This is a genomic window from Pseudomonas sp. TH43 (assembly GCF_016650635.1).
Taxonomy (GTDB): Bacteria; Pseudomonadota; Gammaproteobacteria; order Pseudomonadales; family Pseudomonadaceae; genus Aquipseudomonas.
Genome location: NZ_JAEKFI010000004.1, coordinates 1,929,726 through 1,947,441 on the forward strand (window position 1 = coordinate 1,929,726; position 17,716 = coordinate 1,947,441).

At 59.6% G+C, this 17,716-nt stretch carries 15 protein-coding genes; 14 read left to right on the plus strand and 1 reads right to left on the minus strand.

Going from position 1 to position 17,716, the window contains the following annotated elements; translation table 11 throughout:
• Nucleotides 1-123 precede the first annotated feature (123 nt).
• From JFT81_RS25135 to JFT81_RS25180, 10 genes are all read left to right on the plus strand, one after another.
• A complete protein-coding gene (locus tag JFT81_RS25135; protein WP_201229803.1) occupies nt 124-939 on the plus strand; it encodes an energy transducer TonB in 816 nt (271 codons plus the stop codon).
• Nucleotides 940-984: 45 nt separating this feature from the next.
• Entirely contained in the window at nt 985-1,710 is a 726-nt protein-coding gene (locus JFT81_RS25140) for a MotA/TolQ/ExbB proton channel family protein (protein WP_103520459.1), read from the plus strand.
• Nucleotide 1,711: 1 nt separating this feature from the next.
• Complete coding sequence (locus JFT81_RS25145) at nt 1,712-2,113, plus strand: biopolymer transporter ExbD (protein WP_003220570.1); 402 nt, start codon at nt 1,712-1,714, stop codon at nt 2,111-2,113.
• Between the two features lie 364 nt (nt 2,114-2,477).
• Complete coding sequence (locus JFT81_RS25150; RefSeq protein WP_095047070.1) at nt 2,478-3,059, plus strand: alpha/beta hydrolase; 582 nt, start codon at nt 2,478-2,480, stop codon at nt 3,057-3,059.
• Nucleotides 3,060-3,114: 55 nt separating this feature from the next.
• Nucleotides 3,115-4,047, plus strand: coding sequence for a sigma 54-interacting transcriptional regulator (locus JFT81_RS25155; RefSeq protein ID WP_201229805.1), 933 nt, complete (start codon nt 3,115-3,117; stop codon nt 4,045-4,047).
• Between the two features lie 167 nt (nt 4,048-4,214).
• The gene (locus JFT81_RS25160) at nt 4,215-5,012 is read left to right on the plus strand and encodes a MetQ/NlpA family ABC transporter substrate-binding protein (RefSeq protein WP_201229807.1); all 798 of its coding nucleotides are present in this window, start codon (nt 4,215-4,217) and stop codon (nt 5,010-5,012) included.
• A gap of 681 nt (nt 5,013-5,693) precedes the next feature.
• Nucleotides 5,694-6,359 (plus strand): amino acid ABC transporter permease, encoded by a 666-nt coding sequence (locus JFT81_RS25165; protein WP_201229809.1) that lies wholly within the window; start codon nt 5,694-5,696, stop codon nt 6,357-6,359.
• Nucleotides 6,340-6,999 (plus strand): amino acid ABC transporter permease, encoded by a 660-nt coding sequence (locus JFT81_RS25170; protein WP_201229810.1) that lies wholly within the window; start codon nt 6,340-6,342, stop codon nt 6,997-6,999. The genes JFT81_RS25165 and JFT81_RS25170 overlap by 20 nt, the downstream gene beginning before the upstream one ends.
• Nucleotides 6,996-7,778 (plus strand): amino acid ABC transporter ATP-binding protein, encoded by a 783-nt coding sequence (locus JFT81_RS25175; RefSeq protein ID WP_201229812.1) that lies wholly within the window; start codon nt 6,996-6,998, stop codon nt 7,776-7,778. Before JFT81_RS25170 ends, JFT81_RS25175 begins: the two co-directional genes overlap by 4 nt.
• Nucleotides 7,775-8,656, plus strand: coding sequence for a transporter substrate-binding domain-containing protein (locus tag JFT81_RS25180; RefSeq protein WP_201229814.1), 882 nt, complete (start codon nt 7,775-7,777; stop codon nt 8,654-8,656). The genes JFT81_RS25175 and JFT81_RS25180 overlap by 4 nt, the downstream gene beginning before the upstream one ends.
• 194 nt (nt 8,657-8,850) lie before the next feature.
• On the opposite strand, the gene JFT81_RS25185 is transcribed toward JFT81_RS25180, so the two are convergent.
• Nucleotides 8,851-10,011 carry an AAA family ATPase gene (locus JFT81_RS25185; RefSeq protein WP_201229816.1) on the minus strand — a complete coding sequence of 387 codons (1,161 nt, stop codon included), beginning with the start codon at nt 10,009-10,011 and terminating at the stop codon, nt 8,851-8,853.
• A 135-nt stretch (nt 10,012-10,146) separates the two neighbouring features.
• Here JFT81_RS25185 and JFT81_RS25190 point away from each other — a divergent pair, with 135 nt between their 5' ends.
• The 4 genes from JFT81_RS25190 to JFT81_RS25205 all read left to right on the plus strand — a co-directional run bounded on the left by JFT81_RS25190 (nt 10,147) and on the right by JFT81_RS25205 (nt 17,716).
• Complete coding sequence (locus JFT81_RS25190) at nt 10,147-11,250, plus strand: efflux RND transporter periplasmic adaptor subunit (protein ID WP_201229818.1); 1,104 nt, start codon at nt 10,147-10,149, stop codon at nt 11,248-11,250.
• The gene (locus JFT81_RS25195) at nt 11,247-12,311 is read left to right on the plus strand and encodes an efflux RND transporter periplasmic adaptor subunit (protein ID WP_201229820.1); all 1,065 of its coding nucleotides are present in this window, start codon (nt 11,247-11,249) and stop codon (nt 12,309-12,311) included. The genes JFT81_RS25190 and JFT81_RS25195 overlap by 4 nt, the downstream gene beginning before the upstream one ends.
• Nucleotides 12,308-15,373 (plus strand): efflux RND transporter permease subunit, encoded by a 3,066-nt coding sequence (locus tag JFT81_RS25200; protein ID WP_201229822.1) that lies wholly within the window; start codon nt 12,308-12,310, stop codon nt 15,371-15,373. The genes JFT81_RS25195 and JFT81_RS25200 overlap by 4 nt, the downstream gene beginning before the upstream one ends.
• Nucleotides 15,374-15,463: 90 nt before the next feature.
• Nucleotides 15,464-17,716, plus strand: a complete 2,253-nt coding sequence (locus tag JFT81_RS25205) for a glycoside hydrolase (RefSeq protein ID WP_201229824.1) — start codon at nt 15,464-15,466, stop codon at nt 17,714-17,716.

Here is a 17,716-nt window from a genome sequence, read left to right on the forward strand (position 1 = left end):
GATTACTTTCGGAGATAAGCGTCTAGCCCAATGATTCACCCATCGATCGCGGTGGGGGCTTCAACAAACGGCGAACGACTGCTTGGTAAAGAGAACGCAAAAAAGACCGCAGGGAGTGAATCAATGGGCAATGTCCAGACCGCCGCCAGCGCAGAGGAATTGCTGTGGCGTCAGACGCCGAGTGGCGAATTGGTCGATCTCGGCCGGCCCCATCGTGTGCCGTTGGGGCAGTTGCGCCTGCAACGTGCACCCAAGGGCATTCTGAGCCGGCGTGAAGCGATTCTGCTGGGGGTGCTGGCGTTGTTGGCGCATGGCGCGGTGATCTACTGGATCAACCAGCAGCCGACGCCGACGCTGCCGATCGTGCCGCCGGAAATTCCACCGATGACCATCGAGTTTTCACGTCCGGCGCCACCCGCGCCGCCGGTTGTCGAGCCGCCACCGCCCGCACCTGTGGTCGAGCCTCCGCCGCCGGTAGAAGACGAACTGGCCGTGAAGCCGCCGCCACCGAAACCGATTCCGAAACCCAAGCCGAAGCCTGTGGCTAAACCGGTTCCGAAACCGGCGCCGAAAGCTGTCGAGCAACCACCCGCACCATCACAACCAACAGCTCCGGCCGCCGCGCCTGCGCCACCTGCACCGCCAGCGCCTGCACCGGTCACTCCGGCCTCGGCCAATGCCGCGTACCTGAAAAACCCGGCGCCGGAATATCCGTCACTGGCTCAGCGTCGCGGTTGGGAAGGCACGGTGTTGTTGCGGGTGCATGTACTGGCCAGCGGCAAACCGGGTGAGATTCAGATTCAGAAAAGCAGTGGCCGGCAACAGCTCGACGACGCGGCGCTCAGTGCCGTCAAGCGTTGGAGCTTCGTGCCGGCCAAGCAGGGTGATGTCGCCCAGGACGGCTGGGTCAGCGTGCCCATCGATTTCAAGATTCATTAAACCGAAACCAAATTCGCGCGAAATGTTTACACGAGGGAATACATCATGACGTTACTGGCATCTCCACTGGAATCCATCGAAAGCGCGGTGATCTGGCTGCTGGTGGTTTTCTCCGTCGCCACATGGGGCCTGGCTCTGCTCAAGGCTGTGCAGTTCGGTCGTCTGAAGGCGCAGGATCGCCGTTTTCATAAACGCTTCTGGGCGGCGTCGAGTCTGGATTCTGCCGCTGAGTTGAGTGAAACCCAGCCCGGCGCTGCGGCCCGGGTGGCACAGGCCGGTTACGCGGCGATTCAAGTCGGCGAGGCGCCGCAGGCCAATGATTTGAGCCAGGCGATCAACCATCAGGATCGACTGGAGCGCGCGTTGCGTCAGCAGATCGTCCGCGAGCGTCGTTCGCTGGAGACAGGATTGGCGGTGGTTGCAAGTATCGGTAGTACGTCGCCGTTCATTGGTTTGTTCGGCACGGTGTGGGGAATCATGGAAGCGTTGAAGGGCATCAGCGCGGCAGGTTCGGCGAGCCTGGAAACGGTCGCCGGCCCGATTGGTGCGGCACTGGTTGCAACGGGTGTGGGTATCGCCGTCGCGGTACCGGCGGTGCTGGTTTACAACTACTTTTTGCGTCGTCTGAAACTGACGGCCGCCGATCTGGATGACTTCGCCCACGACTTCTACAGCCTGGCGCAGAAGAGTGCATTCCGCGTGCTGATTCATCCGACGGCAAACAAAGTCGCCGCGCCGGGCAACGCGACAAAAGTGAAGGAGGCGTCCTGATATGGCCTTCTCCACGCAAGACAGCGATGAGGTACTCAGCGAGATCAACGTGACACCGCTGGTGGACGTGATGCTGGTGTTGCTGGTGGTGTTTATCGTCACCGCACCCCTGCTGACCAATGCGATCCCGATCAACCTGCCGAAGACTGAGGCGGTGGCGCCGGTCGAGCAGAAGGATCCGCTGGTGGTGAGCATTGATGGCGCCGGCAAACTGTTTATCAACAAGGACGAAATTCAGCCGGACTTGCTGGAATTCAACCTGAAATCGGCCAAGGCCAAGGACCCGGAAGTGCGCGTGCAATTGCAGGCGGATGATGGGGTGAATTACGGCGAAGTGGCGCGCGCCATGGCCTCGATTGAGCGGGCGGGGATTACCAAGTTGTCGGTGATCACCGCGCGTTAACAGAATTTACGTTTTTCCGGGGCCGTCTCCTTGGCAGGGTGCGGCCCTTTTTTTATTTCTGGCAGGGGAGAAAAGCCCCTCACCCTAGCCCTCTCCCGGAGGGCGAGGGAACTGACCGCGTGGTTTAGCGGCTATACGCCGACATGACAAATCCAGTCGAACTCAAGATTTGAAAGGCCAGGAGATCGGCTCCCTTTCCCCTCGCCCCCATGGGGGAGAGGGCTGGGGTGAGGGGGAAAAGATTTCAAGCCATGCACAAATCTCATATTCATTTCAGATATTAATAAATAGCTTCTTATTCCTTAACGAATATAAATCCTCTCCCTATACTTGTTCAGGAACAGACATGCAGGAGAGCTCCCCCATGCGCAACGAATCAATTCGCTACCTGATTGTGCCGGGCTGGCAAGGATCGCCAGAAGATCATTGGCAAAGCCACTGGCAGAACAGCCTGCCGAACAGCGCGCGGGTCGAGCAGGCCGATTGGCTGACGCCGCGCCGTGAGGATTGGGTCGCCGCGCTGGCCGAGGCAATTGCCGCCGACAGCACGCCGGTCATCCTCATCGCGCACAGCCTGGGCTGCATCACCGTTGCCCATTGGGCGGCCACTGCGCCCTTGCAGTACCTGCGTCAGGTACGCGGCGCCTTGCTGGTCGCACCCGCAGATGTCGAGCGTCCGGCGTGCGCGCCGGCACTGCGCAATTTCGCGCCGATTCCGACTGATTTATTACCGTTTCCGAGCCAGGTGGTCAGCTCCGACAACGACGCCGCCGTCAGTGCGCCGCGAGCCTTGGAGCTGGCGCGTAACTGGGGCGCCGAGGCGGGGATTCTCGCCGGTGCCGGACACATCAACGTGAAGTCCGGGCATCAGCGTTGGGAGCAGGGTTTTGCCTATCTCTATCGCCTGCAAAACCGTATGGAACACCACGCCCGCCGCCGCGCCTGATTTGTTTTTTCTTTGATCGCCCCCGTCTCCCGGCGGTTTTGGGCGGGAGTCTGCCATGAGTTTTGAAACTTTCGGTCAGCCCTTGCTGACCTTCCCCGACGCGGAAAAAAGCCCTCTGAGCATTCGCGCCAAGGCGCTGGTGTTTGTCGACCCGCGTTCACGGCAGTTGCGTGAAGAACTGGAGCAATTGGCCCCGCGCTCGATCTCGGTATTGATCCGTGGCGAGACCGGCACCGGTAAAGAATTGCTCGCCCGCCATATCCATCGCGCCAGTGATCGCAGCGGTTTATTCGTCTCGGTCAATTGCGGCGCGATCAGCCCGACTTACGCCGATGCCGAACTGTTTGGCTACGCCGCCGGCACGTTCAGCGGCTCGGCCAGCAGTCGCGCGGGGTGGTTCGGTTCGGCTAACGGCGGCACCCTGTACCTGGATGAAATCGGCGATTTGCCGTTGCCGATTCAGATCAAATTGCTCGCCGCTCTGGAAAATCATGAAGTCACTCGCGTGGGGGCGCATCAGCCGAGCCCGGTGGATGTGCGCCTGGTCGCGGCCACCAGCATCGATCTGGCACAAGCGGTGGACGCCGGGAAATTCCATGAGCGGCTTTATCACTATCTCAGCGAAGGGCATCTCGAGTTGCCGGCGTTGCGCGCGCGCACCGGCGATATCCTGTCGCTGGCCGAGTATTTCCTCGGCATCTATAGCCAGCGTCTTGATCTGCCGGTGCCGCTCATCAGCGAGGCGGCGCAGCACGTACTTGAGCAGCACAGCTGGCCGGGCAACACCCGCGAGCTGGAAAACGTCATTCACTTTGCCTTACTGGTGAGCACCGGAGACGAGATTTTGCCGGAGCATCTAAACCTTCCCGATGCGTCTGGGCCGCAGGTTCAGATCGAAAGGCTGGTCAGGCAAACCAACATCGGCGGTAGCGTCGATGAGCGTAAAGCGTTGAAAGAGCTGCTGATTAACCTGAGTCAGGCGCTTTGAGCCATTTTGTCCTGTATGAACAAAATGGAATATCAACGTGAATAAACGTTATTGTCCTGGAATAAAAAATCCCGGTATTGTCCGACCCACGCCAGCGATATCACTTCACTGGCACACGTATTAATGCCGTCGTCGATGACGACCGTGATTTTCGATAAGGACACTGCATGAAAAAGGTTCTGTTGTTTACCGCATTGGCGGCTGCTCTGACTGCTTCCCTGGCCAACGCTGGCGAGAAACTGGTGGTTGCCGCGACCCCGGTTCCGCACGCTGAAATCCTTGAGCTGATCAAACCGACCCTCGCCAAAGAAGGCGTGGATCTGGAAATCAAAGTCTTCACCGACTACGTTCAGCCGAACGTACAGGTGGGCGAGAAGCGCCTGGACGCCAACTACTTCCAGACCGAACCGTACCTGAACAGCTTCAACGCCGGTAAGTACAAGGACGACAAAGCCAAGTATCTGGTGACCGTGCAAGGCGTGCACATTGAACCGTTCGGCGGCTATTCGAGCAAATACAAAACCCTGGCTGAACTGCCGGACGGCGCGACCATCGCCATCCCGAACGAAGGCAGCAACAGCGGCCGTGCCCTGATCCTGCTGCAGAAGGCTGGCCTGATCGAACTGAAAGATCCGAAAAACGCTCTGGCGACCCCGAAAGACATCGCCAAGAACCCGCACAACTTCAAGTTCAAGGAACTCGAATCGGCGCTGCTGCCGCGCGTTCTCAAGGAAGTTGATCTGGACATGATCAACACCAACTACGCGCTGGAAGCCAAACTGAATCCGACCAAGGATGCGCTGGTGATCGAAGGTGCTGATTCGCCTTACGTGAACTTCCTCGTTGCCCGTGAGGACAACAAGAACAGCGACGCTATCCAGAAACTGGCCAAAGCCCTGACCAGCCCGGAAGTCAAAGCGTTCATCGAGAAGAAATACAACGGCGCGGTACTGCCGGCGTTCTGATCTTACCCCGCTTCACACCCCTTCAAGGTATGAAAACGCCGATGGCCAGTGATGGTCATCGGCGTTTTTGTGTGTGCGATAGAAAAGCCCCTCACCCTAGCCCTCCCGAAACGTCGGACCGCCCGTAGGGAGAGGGGACTGATTGGGGGATGCTGTAGAGGTACGCCGAACTGATATGGCTGTACCGAATCCATAATCGACTCGATCTCTCAGGTCGGCGCATAACGCGAGACACCTCGGTCAGCCCCCTCTCCCTACGGGCGGTCCGACGTTTCGGGAGGGCTGGGGTGAGGGTGCTCTTGATTCTCAGGCCACTTGAGCCTTCAACGCCCGGCGCAACGCCACGAGCAATTTCACGATGTCCTGCGGATCCAGTCGCTGCGGCACTTTCATGTCCATTTTGTTCTTCCTTGTCATGGTTCGGCCGGGGGAGTCTGGCCAAAAGCTGTTCGTCCTTGGAGGGTCTGGATGAAAAAAAGATCCTTCCTACAGCGTAAGGGAAAATAGCCTTCTTCTTCCTTCCCGGCAAACCCGCAGGATAGTTTTTTTGGGTGATATCAATATGCTTTAACGGTATTTAAATTCTTGTTTTTATACCTATAAAGTCGCTGCTTGCCGGACAGCCATCCGCTGTCCATGGACTGCACCACCGTCGTTTACCGAGCGACGTCAGGACGCTGCATGACCTTCGATTACGCTTTTATTCTCAGCACTCTGCCGGCGTTTCTCAAAGCCGTGGGCGTGACGCTGCAGGTTGGATTCATCGCCATTGGCACTTCGCTGCTGGTGGCATTGCTCAATGCGACGATTCTGGTGTTCCGCACGCCTTACCTGCAAAAAATGGTCGGCTTGTACGTGGAGCTGGCGCGTAATACGCCGCTGCTGATCCAGCTGTTCTTCGTCTATTTCGCCTTACCGGCAGCGGGGATTCAGGTCTCCGGCTTCACTGCCGCAATCATCACCATGACCTTCCTCGGCGGCGCTTACCTCACCGAAGTGCTGCGTGCCGGCGTCGATGCGGTGCCGCAGGCGCAACTGGAGTCGGGGCGCTCCATCGGCCTGTCTCACGGCCAGTTGCTGCGCTACGTGATCCTCCCGCAAGCGGGGATCCTCAGCCTGCCATCGCTGTTTGCCAATTTCATTTTCCTGCTCAAGGAAACCACTGTGGTCTCGGCGGTCGCAGTGCCGGAAATCCTCTACACGACCAAAAGCTACATCGCGCTCTACTACAAAACCTACGAAATGCTCGCCGTACTGACGCTGATCTGCGTGCTGTTGTTCTTGCCGCTGTCGCTGCTGCTCAGTCGTCTGGAAAGGAGGCTCCAGCATGGCCAGTTCGGGTCTTGAATTACTCTGGGTGTCGTTGCCGCAATTGGCCAAAGGTGCCGGGCAGACCTTGTCGATCTCGTTCCTGAGCATTGCCATCAGCACCGTCGGTGGCGTGCTCTACGGTGTATTGCGCACGCTCAACGTGACATGGCTGAACGCGATTTTACGGGTGTACCTGGAGCTGTTCAGGGCAATTCCAGTGCTGGTCTGGCTGTACCTGCTGTTTTTCGGCCTGCCGATTTTCTTCGGCCTGAGCATTCCGAGTTTCTGGTGCGCGGTGCTGGTGTTGTCGTTGTGGGGTGCCAGCGAGATCGGTGAAGTGGCGCGCGGTGCGCTGCATTCGTTGCCGCGCGGCCAGCGTGAGGCGGGTCTGTCGATTGGTCTGAACGCCGTGCAACTCTACGGCTACGTGCTGCTGCCGCAAGCGCTGAAGCGCATGACCCCGCCGACCATCAACGTCTACACGCGGATCATCAAGACCAGCTCGCTGGCGGTGCTGATCGGCGTGGTCGATGTGATCAAGGTCGGCCAGCAGATCATCGAGCGCACCTACGAATCGGTGTTGATCTACGGTGCGCTGTTTCTGTTTTTCTTTTTCATCTGCTACCCGCTGTCGGCCGCCTCGCGCGTGCTGGAGCGGCGCTGGACGCAAGCATGAGCGCATTGATCGAGTTTCACGGCTTCAACAAATTCTACGGCGAGCAGCAGGTGCTCAATGGCGTCGACCTGACGGTGAAGTCCGGCGAAGTGATCGTCATCCTCGGCCCCAGCGGTTGCGGCAAAAGCACGTTGCTGCGTTGCCTCAACGGCCTCGAAGAAGCCCACAGCGGCAGCTTGAAATTTGCCGGGCGCGAACTCTTGAACAAGGCCACCGACTGGCGCGACATCCGCCAGCAGATCGGCATGGTGTTCCAGAGTTATCACCTGTTTCCGCACATGAGTGTGCTCGACAATTTGCTGCTTGGCCCGCTCAAGGTGCAGAAGCGCCAGCGTCGTGAGGCCCAGCAACAAGCCGAAGCGTTGCTCGAACGCGTCGGTCTGGCGGACAAGCGTGATGCCTTCCCTCGGCAGCTCTCCGGTGGCCAACAGCAACGCATCGCCATCGTCCGTTCGTTGTGCATGAACCCGCGCGTGATGCTCTTCGACGAAGTGACCGCCGCCCTCGACCCGGAAATGGTCAAGGAAGTTTTGCAGGTTATTCAGGGCCTGGCCCGCGAGGGCATGACCCTGCTGATCGTCACCCACGAAATGGCCTTCGCCCGCGCGGTGGCCGATCGCATTGTGTTCATGGACGCCGGGCGCATCCTTGAACAGAACCCGCCCGAGATTTTCTTTACGAACCCGCAAACCGCACGCGCGCAGCAGTTTCTGGAGAAGTTCTCCTTCGTTGCAACACTGCCCGAAACGAATCCAAAAAAGGAACTGGAACTGCTATGAAAACTGCCAAATCAAATCTGTTTTTACTGCCGCTGCTTGGCCTCGCACTGCTGGCCGGTTGCAACAAATCCGAAGAACCGGCCAAGCCGAAAGTCGCCAGCGAAAGCACTGCGCCAGCCGGTTACCTGGACAAGATCAAGGCCCGCGACAAACTGATCGTCGGTGTCTTCACCGATAAGCCGCCATTTGGTTTTGTTGACGAGGCCGGGCGCTACGTGGGTTTCGATACTGACATCGGCCGGCGTTTCGCCAAGGATCTGCTCGGCGACGAGAACAAAGTCGAATTCGTTGCGGTGGAACCGGCGAGCCGCATTCCGTTTCTGCAAAGCGACAAGGTCGATCTGATCCTCGCCAACATGACCGTGACCCCGGAGCGCAAGGAAGCGGTTGAGTTCACCAACCCGAATCTGAAAGTCGCGGTACAGGCACTGGTGCCGCAGAACAGCGCGGTGAAAAGCCTCGATGATCTAGCGACCCGCACCACCATCGTTACCACCGGCACCACTGCCGATATCTGGCTGACCAAGAATCACCCGGACTGGAAATTGCTCAAGTTCGAGAAAAACTCCGAGTCGCTGCAAGCCTTGGCCAACGGCCGTGGCGATGCTTATGCACAGGACAATCTGGTGCTGTTCAGCTGGGCCAAGCAGAACCCGGGCTATCGCGTGCTGGATGAAAAGCTTGGGGCCGAAGCGCCGATTGCGCCGGCAGTGAAGAAGGGCAACGTCGAGCTGCGTGACTGGGTAAATACCGAGTTGGCCAAGCTGGGTGAAGAGAAGTATCTGCTCAAGCTCTACGACCAATATGTGCGTAAGGAACTGAGCGATGACACCCAGCCTGAAAGCGTGATTGTTGAGGGTGGCAAGTGGCAGGGGTGATTGTCTGTTAGGTCGGTGGTGAGGCTTGCCCCTCACCCCAGCCCTCTCCCGAGGGAGAGGGAGCCGATCCTTGGGCTTTTCATGACCTGAGTCCAACTCAAGACTTTCATGTCGGCGTAACTCGACAGAAAAACGCGTTCAGTCCCCTCTCCCCCCGGGAGAGGGTTAGGGTGAGGGGCTTTTGGCTGGAGCGCTCAATCCGGCCAATGCCACGCCGGCTCATCCAGCACTCGCTGCCCGACAATCCCGGTTTGCCCAAGCGTTTTTTCCAGGACGATGCAATTGCATTCGGAGTCTTCCTGTAACGCCGAAATCAGCCGCCGCGCATGCGACACCACCCACACCTGACACTGCTCCGATGCGCGAATAATCAAGCGCGCCAGCGCCGGCAGCAAATCCGGGTGCAGGCTGGTTTCCGGCTCGTTCAGCACCATCAGGGACGGTGGTCGTGGCGTCAGCAGTGCTGCGATCAGCAACAGATAGCGCAACGTCCCGTCAGACAGTTCTGCCGCCGATAACGGACGCAACAAGCCTTCCTGATAAAACTCGATGGCAAAACGTCCGCCAGACTGAGGCTCGATACGCAGCCGAGCGCCGGGGAACGCATCACTGATCGCGGTCTGCAATGCTTCGGGATCGCCGATCTCGATGATCGTCTGCAACGCCGCCGCCAGATCGCGGCCATCGTGATGCAACACCGGCGTACGCGTGCCCAGTTGCGGTTGCCGCGCTGGTGCCTCGGCGTCGCTGCGAAAGTGGTCATAGAAGCGCCAGCGGCGGATGAATTCGCGCATCTGAAACACTTCGGGGGAGCTGCGCAGGCTGCCAACCTGGTCGAACAGGCTGTCGAAATTTGGCGTGTGTTGAGCCAGTACATCCCAGCTACGACCTTCGCGAGCGCGGATCATCGGCCCGTTTCGATCCACCAACAGGCTGGCCGGGCGATAGAACGGTCCGGCCCAGATGCATTCCTTTTTGATTTCCGGGTCGAGGGAAAAAAACGATCGGCTTGGCTCGGGCAAACCCAAGGCGATCGAATAACTGAAATCCTCCCCGGCAAACCCCAGCCGCAGACGCTTCACGCCCTGGCGCACCGTCGGCTCGATTGCCACTTCACCGTTGCGCATGCGCCGGCTGATGGTTTCCGGCCCCGCCCAGAACGTCGAATCCAGCCCGCCCTCACGGGCCAGCGCATTGACCACGCCACCCTGCGCCGTCTCCGCCAACAGGCGCAATGCCCGGTAGAGATTGGACTTGCCGCTGCCGTTGGGCCCGGTGATCAGGTTCAGACGGCCCAGCGGAATCACCAATTTATTGATCGAGCGGTAATTGGCCACCGCGAGGGTCTTGAGCATGAAATTCCTTCTCTTGAGGCGACCACTGCAGGAGCTGCCGGGGTAAATTCAGCATCATACGAGCGAACGTTGAACCCTGTTCTAAGCTCACAGTCGTATCGTCACTTGCACGTTCGTACACAGGAAGGAGTCTGCATGGCGAGTCCCGGATTGAAAACAGCGGTCATGCTGAGCCTGTTCACTTTGCTCGCCGCGTGCGGGGAGAAAAAAGCCCCGCAGGAATACCTGCCGCGCGTCTTCGTGCAAGAGGTCAAGCCCGCGGAATACGCGGCTGCCGTGACCCTCACCGGCGATGTGCAGGCGCGTGTGGAGACTGAATTGTCGTTCCGCGTCGGCGGCAAGATCATCCAGCGCATGGTCGATGTCGGTGACCGCGTGACCGCCAAACAAGTGCTGGCCAAACTCGATCCCAAGGATTTGCAGACTAACGTCGACTCGGCTCAGGCCCAAGTGGTCGCCGAACAGGCGCGGGTCAAGCAGACTGCTGCGGCGTTCGTGCGCCAGCAAAAACTGTTGCCCAAGGGGTATACCAGCCAGAGCGAATACGATTCCGCACAAGCGGCGTTGCGCAGTAGCCAAAGCGCATTGAGTGCGGCCCAGGCGCAACTGGCCAATGCCAAGGATCAACTCAGCTACACCTCGTTGATTGCCGACGCTCCCGGGATCATCACCGAGCGTCAGGCCGAGGTCGGCCAGGTGGTACAGGCCACGGCGCCTATTTACAAACTGGCCCGAGACGGCGACCGCGATGCGGTATTCAACGTCTATGAGTCGTTGCTGGCCGAACGTCCTTCGGATAACAGGATCACCGTTAGCCTGCTCGACAATCCCGAGATCAAAACCACTGGTACTGTGCGCGAAATCACCCCGGCGGTGTCAGCGCAGTCCGGCACCGTACAAGTCAAAGTGACCCTCGATAAATTGCCGCCGGGCATGCAACTCGGATCGGTAGTCAGTGCCACGGCCAAAGGCTCGGGCAAATCGGCGGTTGAGTTGCCGTGGTCGGCGTTGACCAAAAACATCAGCGACCCGGCGGTGTGGATGGTTGACGATAAAGGTGAAGCGCAGTTGCACACGGTCACGGTTGGGCGTTACCTGACCGGCAAAGTCATCATCAGCGAAGGCCTCAAGGGTGGCGAGAAAGTCATCGTCGCCGGTGGGCAATTGCTGCACCCGGGGATGAAAGTCGAGATCGCCGAAAACACCTACAAGGATCTGCAACCGGGAGCACAGCCATGAAGTCTCTGTGGCTGTTACCCCTTGCTGTGTTGTTGGTCGCGTGCTCCAAGAAGGAACCACCGCCTGAGCCGGTACGTCCGGTGCTGTCGGTCAAGGTCGAGGCTTTGAGCGAAGAAAATCTCGGGCGCTTTGCCGGCAGTATTCAGGCACGCTACGAGAGCAACACCGGTTTCCGCGTCGGCGGCCGCATCGCCAGCCGTAACGTCGATGTCGGAGCTGAAGTGGAGAAGGGCACGTTGCTCGCCACCCTCGACCCGTCTGATCAGCAGAACCAGTTGCGTTCGGCCCAGGGCGATCTGGCGAAAGTCCAGGCGCAACTGATCAACGCGCAAGCCAATGCGCGCCGCCAGCAAGCGCTGTTTGATCGCGGTGTCGGAGCGCAGGCGCAGCTGGACATTGCCACGACTGATCTGAAAACCACGCAAGCCTCGCTCGATCAGGCGCGTGCGGCGGTCAATCAAAGCAAGGATCAACTCGGCTACACCGAATTGCGCTCCGACCACCGCGCCGTGGTCACTGCCTGGAACGCCGAGGCCGGGCAGGTAGTGACTGCCGGCCAGCAAGTGGTAACGCTGGCGCAACCGGACATCAAGGAAGCGGTGATCGACCTGCCGGACACGCTGGTCGACCAGATCCCCAGCGATGTGGTGTTCCTGGTCGCGGCGCAACTTGATCCGAGCATCAAGACCACTGCGACCATTCGCGAAATCGAACCGCAGGCGCAAAGCGCTACTCGCACGCGACGGGCACGCCTGACGCTGGCAGACACCCCCGACGGTTTCCGCCTCGGCACGGCGATCAGTGTGACCCTCAGTTCGGCGATCAAACCGCGTATCGAATTGCCCGCAACGGCGCTGCAAGAGGTCGACGGCAAATCGCGTATCTGGGTGATCGACACGCAAAACAAGACCGTCAGCCCTCGCGACGTCACGGTCATCAGCCGTACCAACAGCAGCGTGGTGCTTGCCGGCGGCGTGAAGAACGGCGAGCGAGTGGTCAGCGCCGGCGTCAACAGTCTAAAACCCGGACAATCCGTGAAACTTGACGAGGACAGTCAATGAAAGGCTCTTTCAACCTCTCCGAATGGGCCCTCAAGCATCAGTCTTTCGTCTGGTATCTGATGTTCGTCGGATTGCTCATGGGGGTGTTCTCATACTTCAATCTGGGGCGTGAAGAAGACCCTTCGTTCACCATCAAGACCATGGTTATCCAGACCAAATGGCCGGGCGCGACGCAAGAAGAAACCCTTAAGCAAGTCACCGACCGCATCGAGAAAAAACTCGAAGAGCTGGACTCCCTCGACTACGTGAAAAGCTATACGCGCCCCGGCGAATCGACGGTGTACGTGTACCTGCGCGACACCACCAGTGCCAAGGACATTCCGGAAATCTGGTACCAGGTGCGCAAGAAGATCGACGACATTCGCGGGCAGTTTCCCCAAGGTATTCAGGGGCCGGGATTCAACGATGAATTTGGTGATGTTTACGGCTCGGTTTACGCGTTTACCGCCGACGGTCTGACCATGCGCCAACTGCGCGATTACGTCGAGCAGGCGCGCGCCGAGATCCGTAATGTGCCAGGGCTGGGCAAGATCGAGATGGTCGGTCAGCAGGACGAAGTGATTTACCTGAACTTCTCCACGCGCAAACTCGCAGCGCTGGGGATCGATCAGCGTCAGGTGGTGCAGAGCCTGCAATCGCAAAACGCCGTGACCCCGGCAGGTGTCATCGAGGCCGGCCCCGAGCGGATCTCCGTGCGCACCTCGGGCCAGTTTGCCTCCGAGAAGGACCTGGCCGAGGTCAATCTCAAGCTCAATGATCGTTTCTATCGTCTGGCCGACATCGCTGACATCAGCCGTGGTTACGTCGATCCGGCCACCCCCGAGTTCCGCTTCGACGGCAAACCGGCTATCGGCCTGGCGATTGCCATGCAGAAGGGCGGCAACGTGCAGGAGTTCGGCAAGGCACTGCACGCACGCATCGACCAATTGACCGCCGACCTGCCCGTGGGCGTCGGCGTGCACACGGTGTCCGATCAGGCGGTGGTGGTGGAGGAGGCCGTCGGCGGCTTCACCAGCGCGTTGTTCGAAGCGGTGATCATCGTGCTGGTGGTGAGCTTTATCAGCCTCGGCGTGCGCGCCGGACTGGTGGTAGCGTGCTCGATTCCGCTGGTGCTGGCGATGGTGTTTGTGTTCATGGAATACAGCGGCATCACCATGCAGCGGATTTCCCTCGGTGCCTTGATCATCGCCCTCGGCCTGCTGGTGGACGATGCGATGATCACCGTGGAAATGATGGTCACGCGTCTGGAAATGGGCGAGACCAAGGAACAGGCAGCGACGTTCGCCTACACCTCGACGGCGTTCCCGATGCTTACCGGGACGCTGGTGACCGTGGCCGGTTTCGTGCCGATCGGTCTCAACGCCAGCTCTGCGGGTGAGTACACCTTCACCTTGTTTGCGGTGATCGCGGTGGCGATGCTGGTGTCGTGGATCGTCGCCGTGCTGTTCGCGCCGGTGATCGGCGTGCACATCCTCAGCACCAATGTGAAACCGCACAAAGCCGAGCCTGGGCGCATTGGGCGGGCCTTCAACCATGGTTTGTTGTGGTCGATGCGCAACCGTTGGTGGGCGATCGGCATCACGATTCTGTGCTTCGTGCTGGCGGTGTTCTGCATGCGCTTTGTGCAGAACCAGTTCTTTCCGTCATCCGATCGGCCGGAAATTCTGGTCGACCTGAATCTGCCGCAAAACGCCTCGATCAACGAAACCCGCAAAGCCGTGGATAAGCTGGAAGAAACCCTCAAGGGTGATCCGGACATCGTGCGCTGGAGCACCTACATCGGTCAGGGCGCGATCCGTTTCTACCTGCCGCTCGACCAGCAATTGCAGAACCCGTACTACGCGCAACTGGTGATCGTCAGCAAAAATTTCGAATCGCGCGAGGCTTTGAGTCAACGCCTGCGTGAGCGCTTGCGCAAAGACTTCGTCGGCATTGGCAGCTACGTGCAGGCGCTGGAAATGGGCCCGCCGGTCGGGCGGCCGATCCAGTACCGGATCAGCGGCAAAGACATCGATCAGGTGCGCAAGCACGCGATCGACCTGGCCACCGAACTGGACAAGAACTCGCACATCGGCGAGATCATTTACGACTGGAACGAGCCGGGTAAAGTCCTGCGTATCGATATTGCACAAGACAAGGCGCGCCAACTCGGGCTGTCGTCAGAAGACGTGGCGAATCTGATGAACAGCATCGTCAGCGGCTCGCCTCTGACTCAGGTCGATGATGATATTTACCTGATCAACGTCGTCGGCCGCGCAGTCGATTCCGAACGCGGCACCCCGGAAACCCTGCAAAACCTGCAGATCGTCACGCCGAGCGGCACCTCGATTCCACTGCTGGCGTTCGCCACGGTGCGGTATGAGTTGGAGCAGCCGTTGGTGTGGCGCCGCGACCGCTTGCCGACCATCACCATCAAGGCCTCGGTGCGCGACGAGATTCAGCCCACCGATCTGGTGAAACTGCTGAAACCGTCCATTGACGCCTTCGCCGAAAAACTGCCGGTCGGCTACAAAGTCGCCACTGGCGGTACGGTCGAGGAAAGCGGCAAGGCCCAGGGGCCGATTGCCAAAGTGCTGCCGTTGATGCTGTTTTTGATGGCGACCTTCCTGATGATCCAGCTGCACAGCGTGCAGAAGATGTTCCTGGTGGCGAGTGTTGCGCCGCTGGGGCTGATCGGCGTGGTGCTGGCGCTGGTGCCGACCGGTACGCCCATGGGTTTCGTGGCGATTCTCGGGATCCTGGCGCTGATCGGCATCATCATCCGTAACTCGGTGATTCTGGTGACGCAGATCGATGAATACGAGAAGAAGGGCTATGAACCGTGGGATGCGGTGGTGGAAGCGACCGAGCACCGGCGTCGGCCGATCCTGCTGACCGCAGCGGCGGCGAGCATGGGCATGATCCCGATTGCCCGGGAGGTGTTCTGGGGGCCGATGGCTTACGCGATGATCGGCGGGATCGTTGTCGCGACATTGCTGACGCTGCTGTTTTTGCCGGCGTTGTATGTGGCCTGGTACAAGATTCGCGAGCCGAAGAAGGACTCATCGCCAGCGTCCCATTGATTTTGCTTGTTACACCTTTGGGAATGATCCGACTTACAGCTCACGGGTAATGCGTTAACGTCCCTCCTCCATTTGGAAGAGGGACGTCTGATGTCGATCGCTACTTGCTGGATGCGCCCGGTGCTGTTGATCGTCGCGCTGTGCCTGTCGCCTTCGGCGTTGGCCGATACCGTGCTGGAGAACTCGCTGTGGCGGGTGCAGATCGATCTCGCGACTCTGGCTGTGCGTGTCACCCCGGCCGACAGTCCGACCGTTCAGGCCTCGGCGGGCGTTGCCGCACACAAAGTCAGCGAGCAGGTGCAACGCGGCAATCGCATCGACTGGCAATGGGACGAAGGCGCCTGGTCCCTCAGTGTTGCTCTGGATCAGCGCGACCTGTCCTTCTCGATCACGGCGCGTGAGCCTGCGGAGCTGGAGTTCCTGCGCCAACCCGCCGAAGCCATGGGCAAAGGACTGATCTGGCCGTTGGCCGAGGGGCATTACGTGCCCCGTGGCGACGCCGTGTGGCGAAAGTTTCTGACGAGTCAGGGCGCGTTCAACACCACCCAGGACCTCAGCCTGCCGCTGTGGGGCGTCCAGCACGAAGGGTTCAACCTGAACTGGTTGCTGACCAATCCCTACAACAATCAACTGCTGTTCAGCGCGCCAAGCGATGTTTTGGCGTTGTCTGCGCGGCATCAATTCACATCCCTGCAGCCTTCGACGCCGCTGACGTTCACCCTGTTTCTGGGATCGACGGACCCGTTGGCGGGCGCAAAACGCTATCGACAATGGCTTATCGATAACGGGCGCTATGAAACCTTGAGCAGCAAGCTTGAGCAGACCCCGCAGGCGAGCAAATTGCTGGGTGCGAGCCATGTCTACCTGTGGGGCAACGACTTGCTGGGGCAAAAAGATGTGCGCGACTGGCCAGCGCTGCTCGACGGGCTACGCGACCCTGGAGCGCTGGTGAGTGAATTGCGCGCTGCGATGGACCCTGAAACGGTACCGATTCTCGCCACCAGAACGGCGTTGAATGGCTATCAGAAAACCGTGTTGTTGCGCAGTTTCAACCGTGCGTTGAACACTCAGGCGCGCAAAACCTGGCAGGCCCGAGCCGTGCCCGACATGCAGGCACTGGCAGACGGTTATGGACAGTTGCGGGCGCAAGTCAACGATACCTTCGCGGACGCCTTGACTGCCGACCCGCAGCAGTGGGGCAGCACCCTGTCGCTGGAGACGCTGGCGCAATTGCAAAGGGCCGGGTTGTCACGACTGTGGCTGGGGCTCGGCGAAGGCTGGGAGGGCGGGCTCTGGCACCCGGAGGTGGTGCGTGCGGGCGTGGCGGCGGGGTATCTGGTCGCGCCGTATGACTCCTACGAAACGTCGCTGAGCCGCGACGAGAATCCGGATTGGACCACGGCACATCTGGGTGACAAGGCGAATGCCGAGTGCGCCATCGTGCTGGAAAACGGTACGAGGAAAAGCGGCTTTCAGCAATCGGGCTATTACACCGATCCGCGTTGCGTACGACCGTTGCTCGAACAACGGGTCAAAGCCATTCAAGCGGCGGCCGGGTTCAACAGTTGGTTTCTCGACGCTTACGCTACCGGCATGCTGTTCGACAGCTACCGCCCCGCTGCCCCCATGACTCAGGCGCAAAACGCCGAGAGCAAAGTCCTGGCGTCACGCTGGATCAACCAGGTGTTGCAACTGCCAAGCGGTTCCGAGGATGGTAATGCGACCACCGCGCAAGGGGTGCTGTTTACACATGGCATGCAGACGCCAGTCATCGGTTGGGGCGATGTCGACATGAGCAAGAACCCCGAATCGAAATACTTCACGGGCAAATGGTATCCACCGGAGCAACCGGCAGTGTTCTTCAAGTCCGTGCCGATGAAAGAGCCCTATCGGCGCATCCACTTTGACCCGACCAGCCGTTTGCCGCTGTACCAGGCGGTGTTCCACGGGTCGGTGATCACCTCGCATCATTGGTTGTACGACAGCCTGAAGCTGAGCAACGTGCGGGTGGACAACGAACTCATGCAATTGCTTTACAACGTGCCGCCGCTGTATCACCTGAGTGCGGCGACGCTTGCGCAGCGGTTGCCGTTGATTGCCCGGCAGGATGCGTTTTTCCGTCCCTTGCATGAACGTCTGGCGACTCAGGCGCTGGTTGATTTCCAATGGCTGAGCGCGGACCGCCGAGTGCAGCAGACTTCTTTTGAGGACGGCACTCGGCTGCTGGCCAATTTTGATCAGGCTGCGCGCGAGGTGCGCGGGCAGACTTTGCCCGGCGCAAGCATCACGGTGGTGACACCTGAAGGAGCGGTCAGTCACTATCGCGTGCAGACCTCGCCTTGA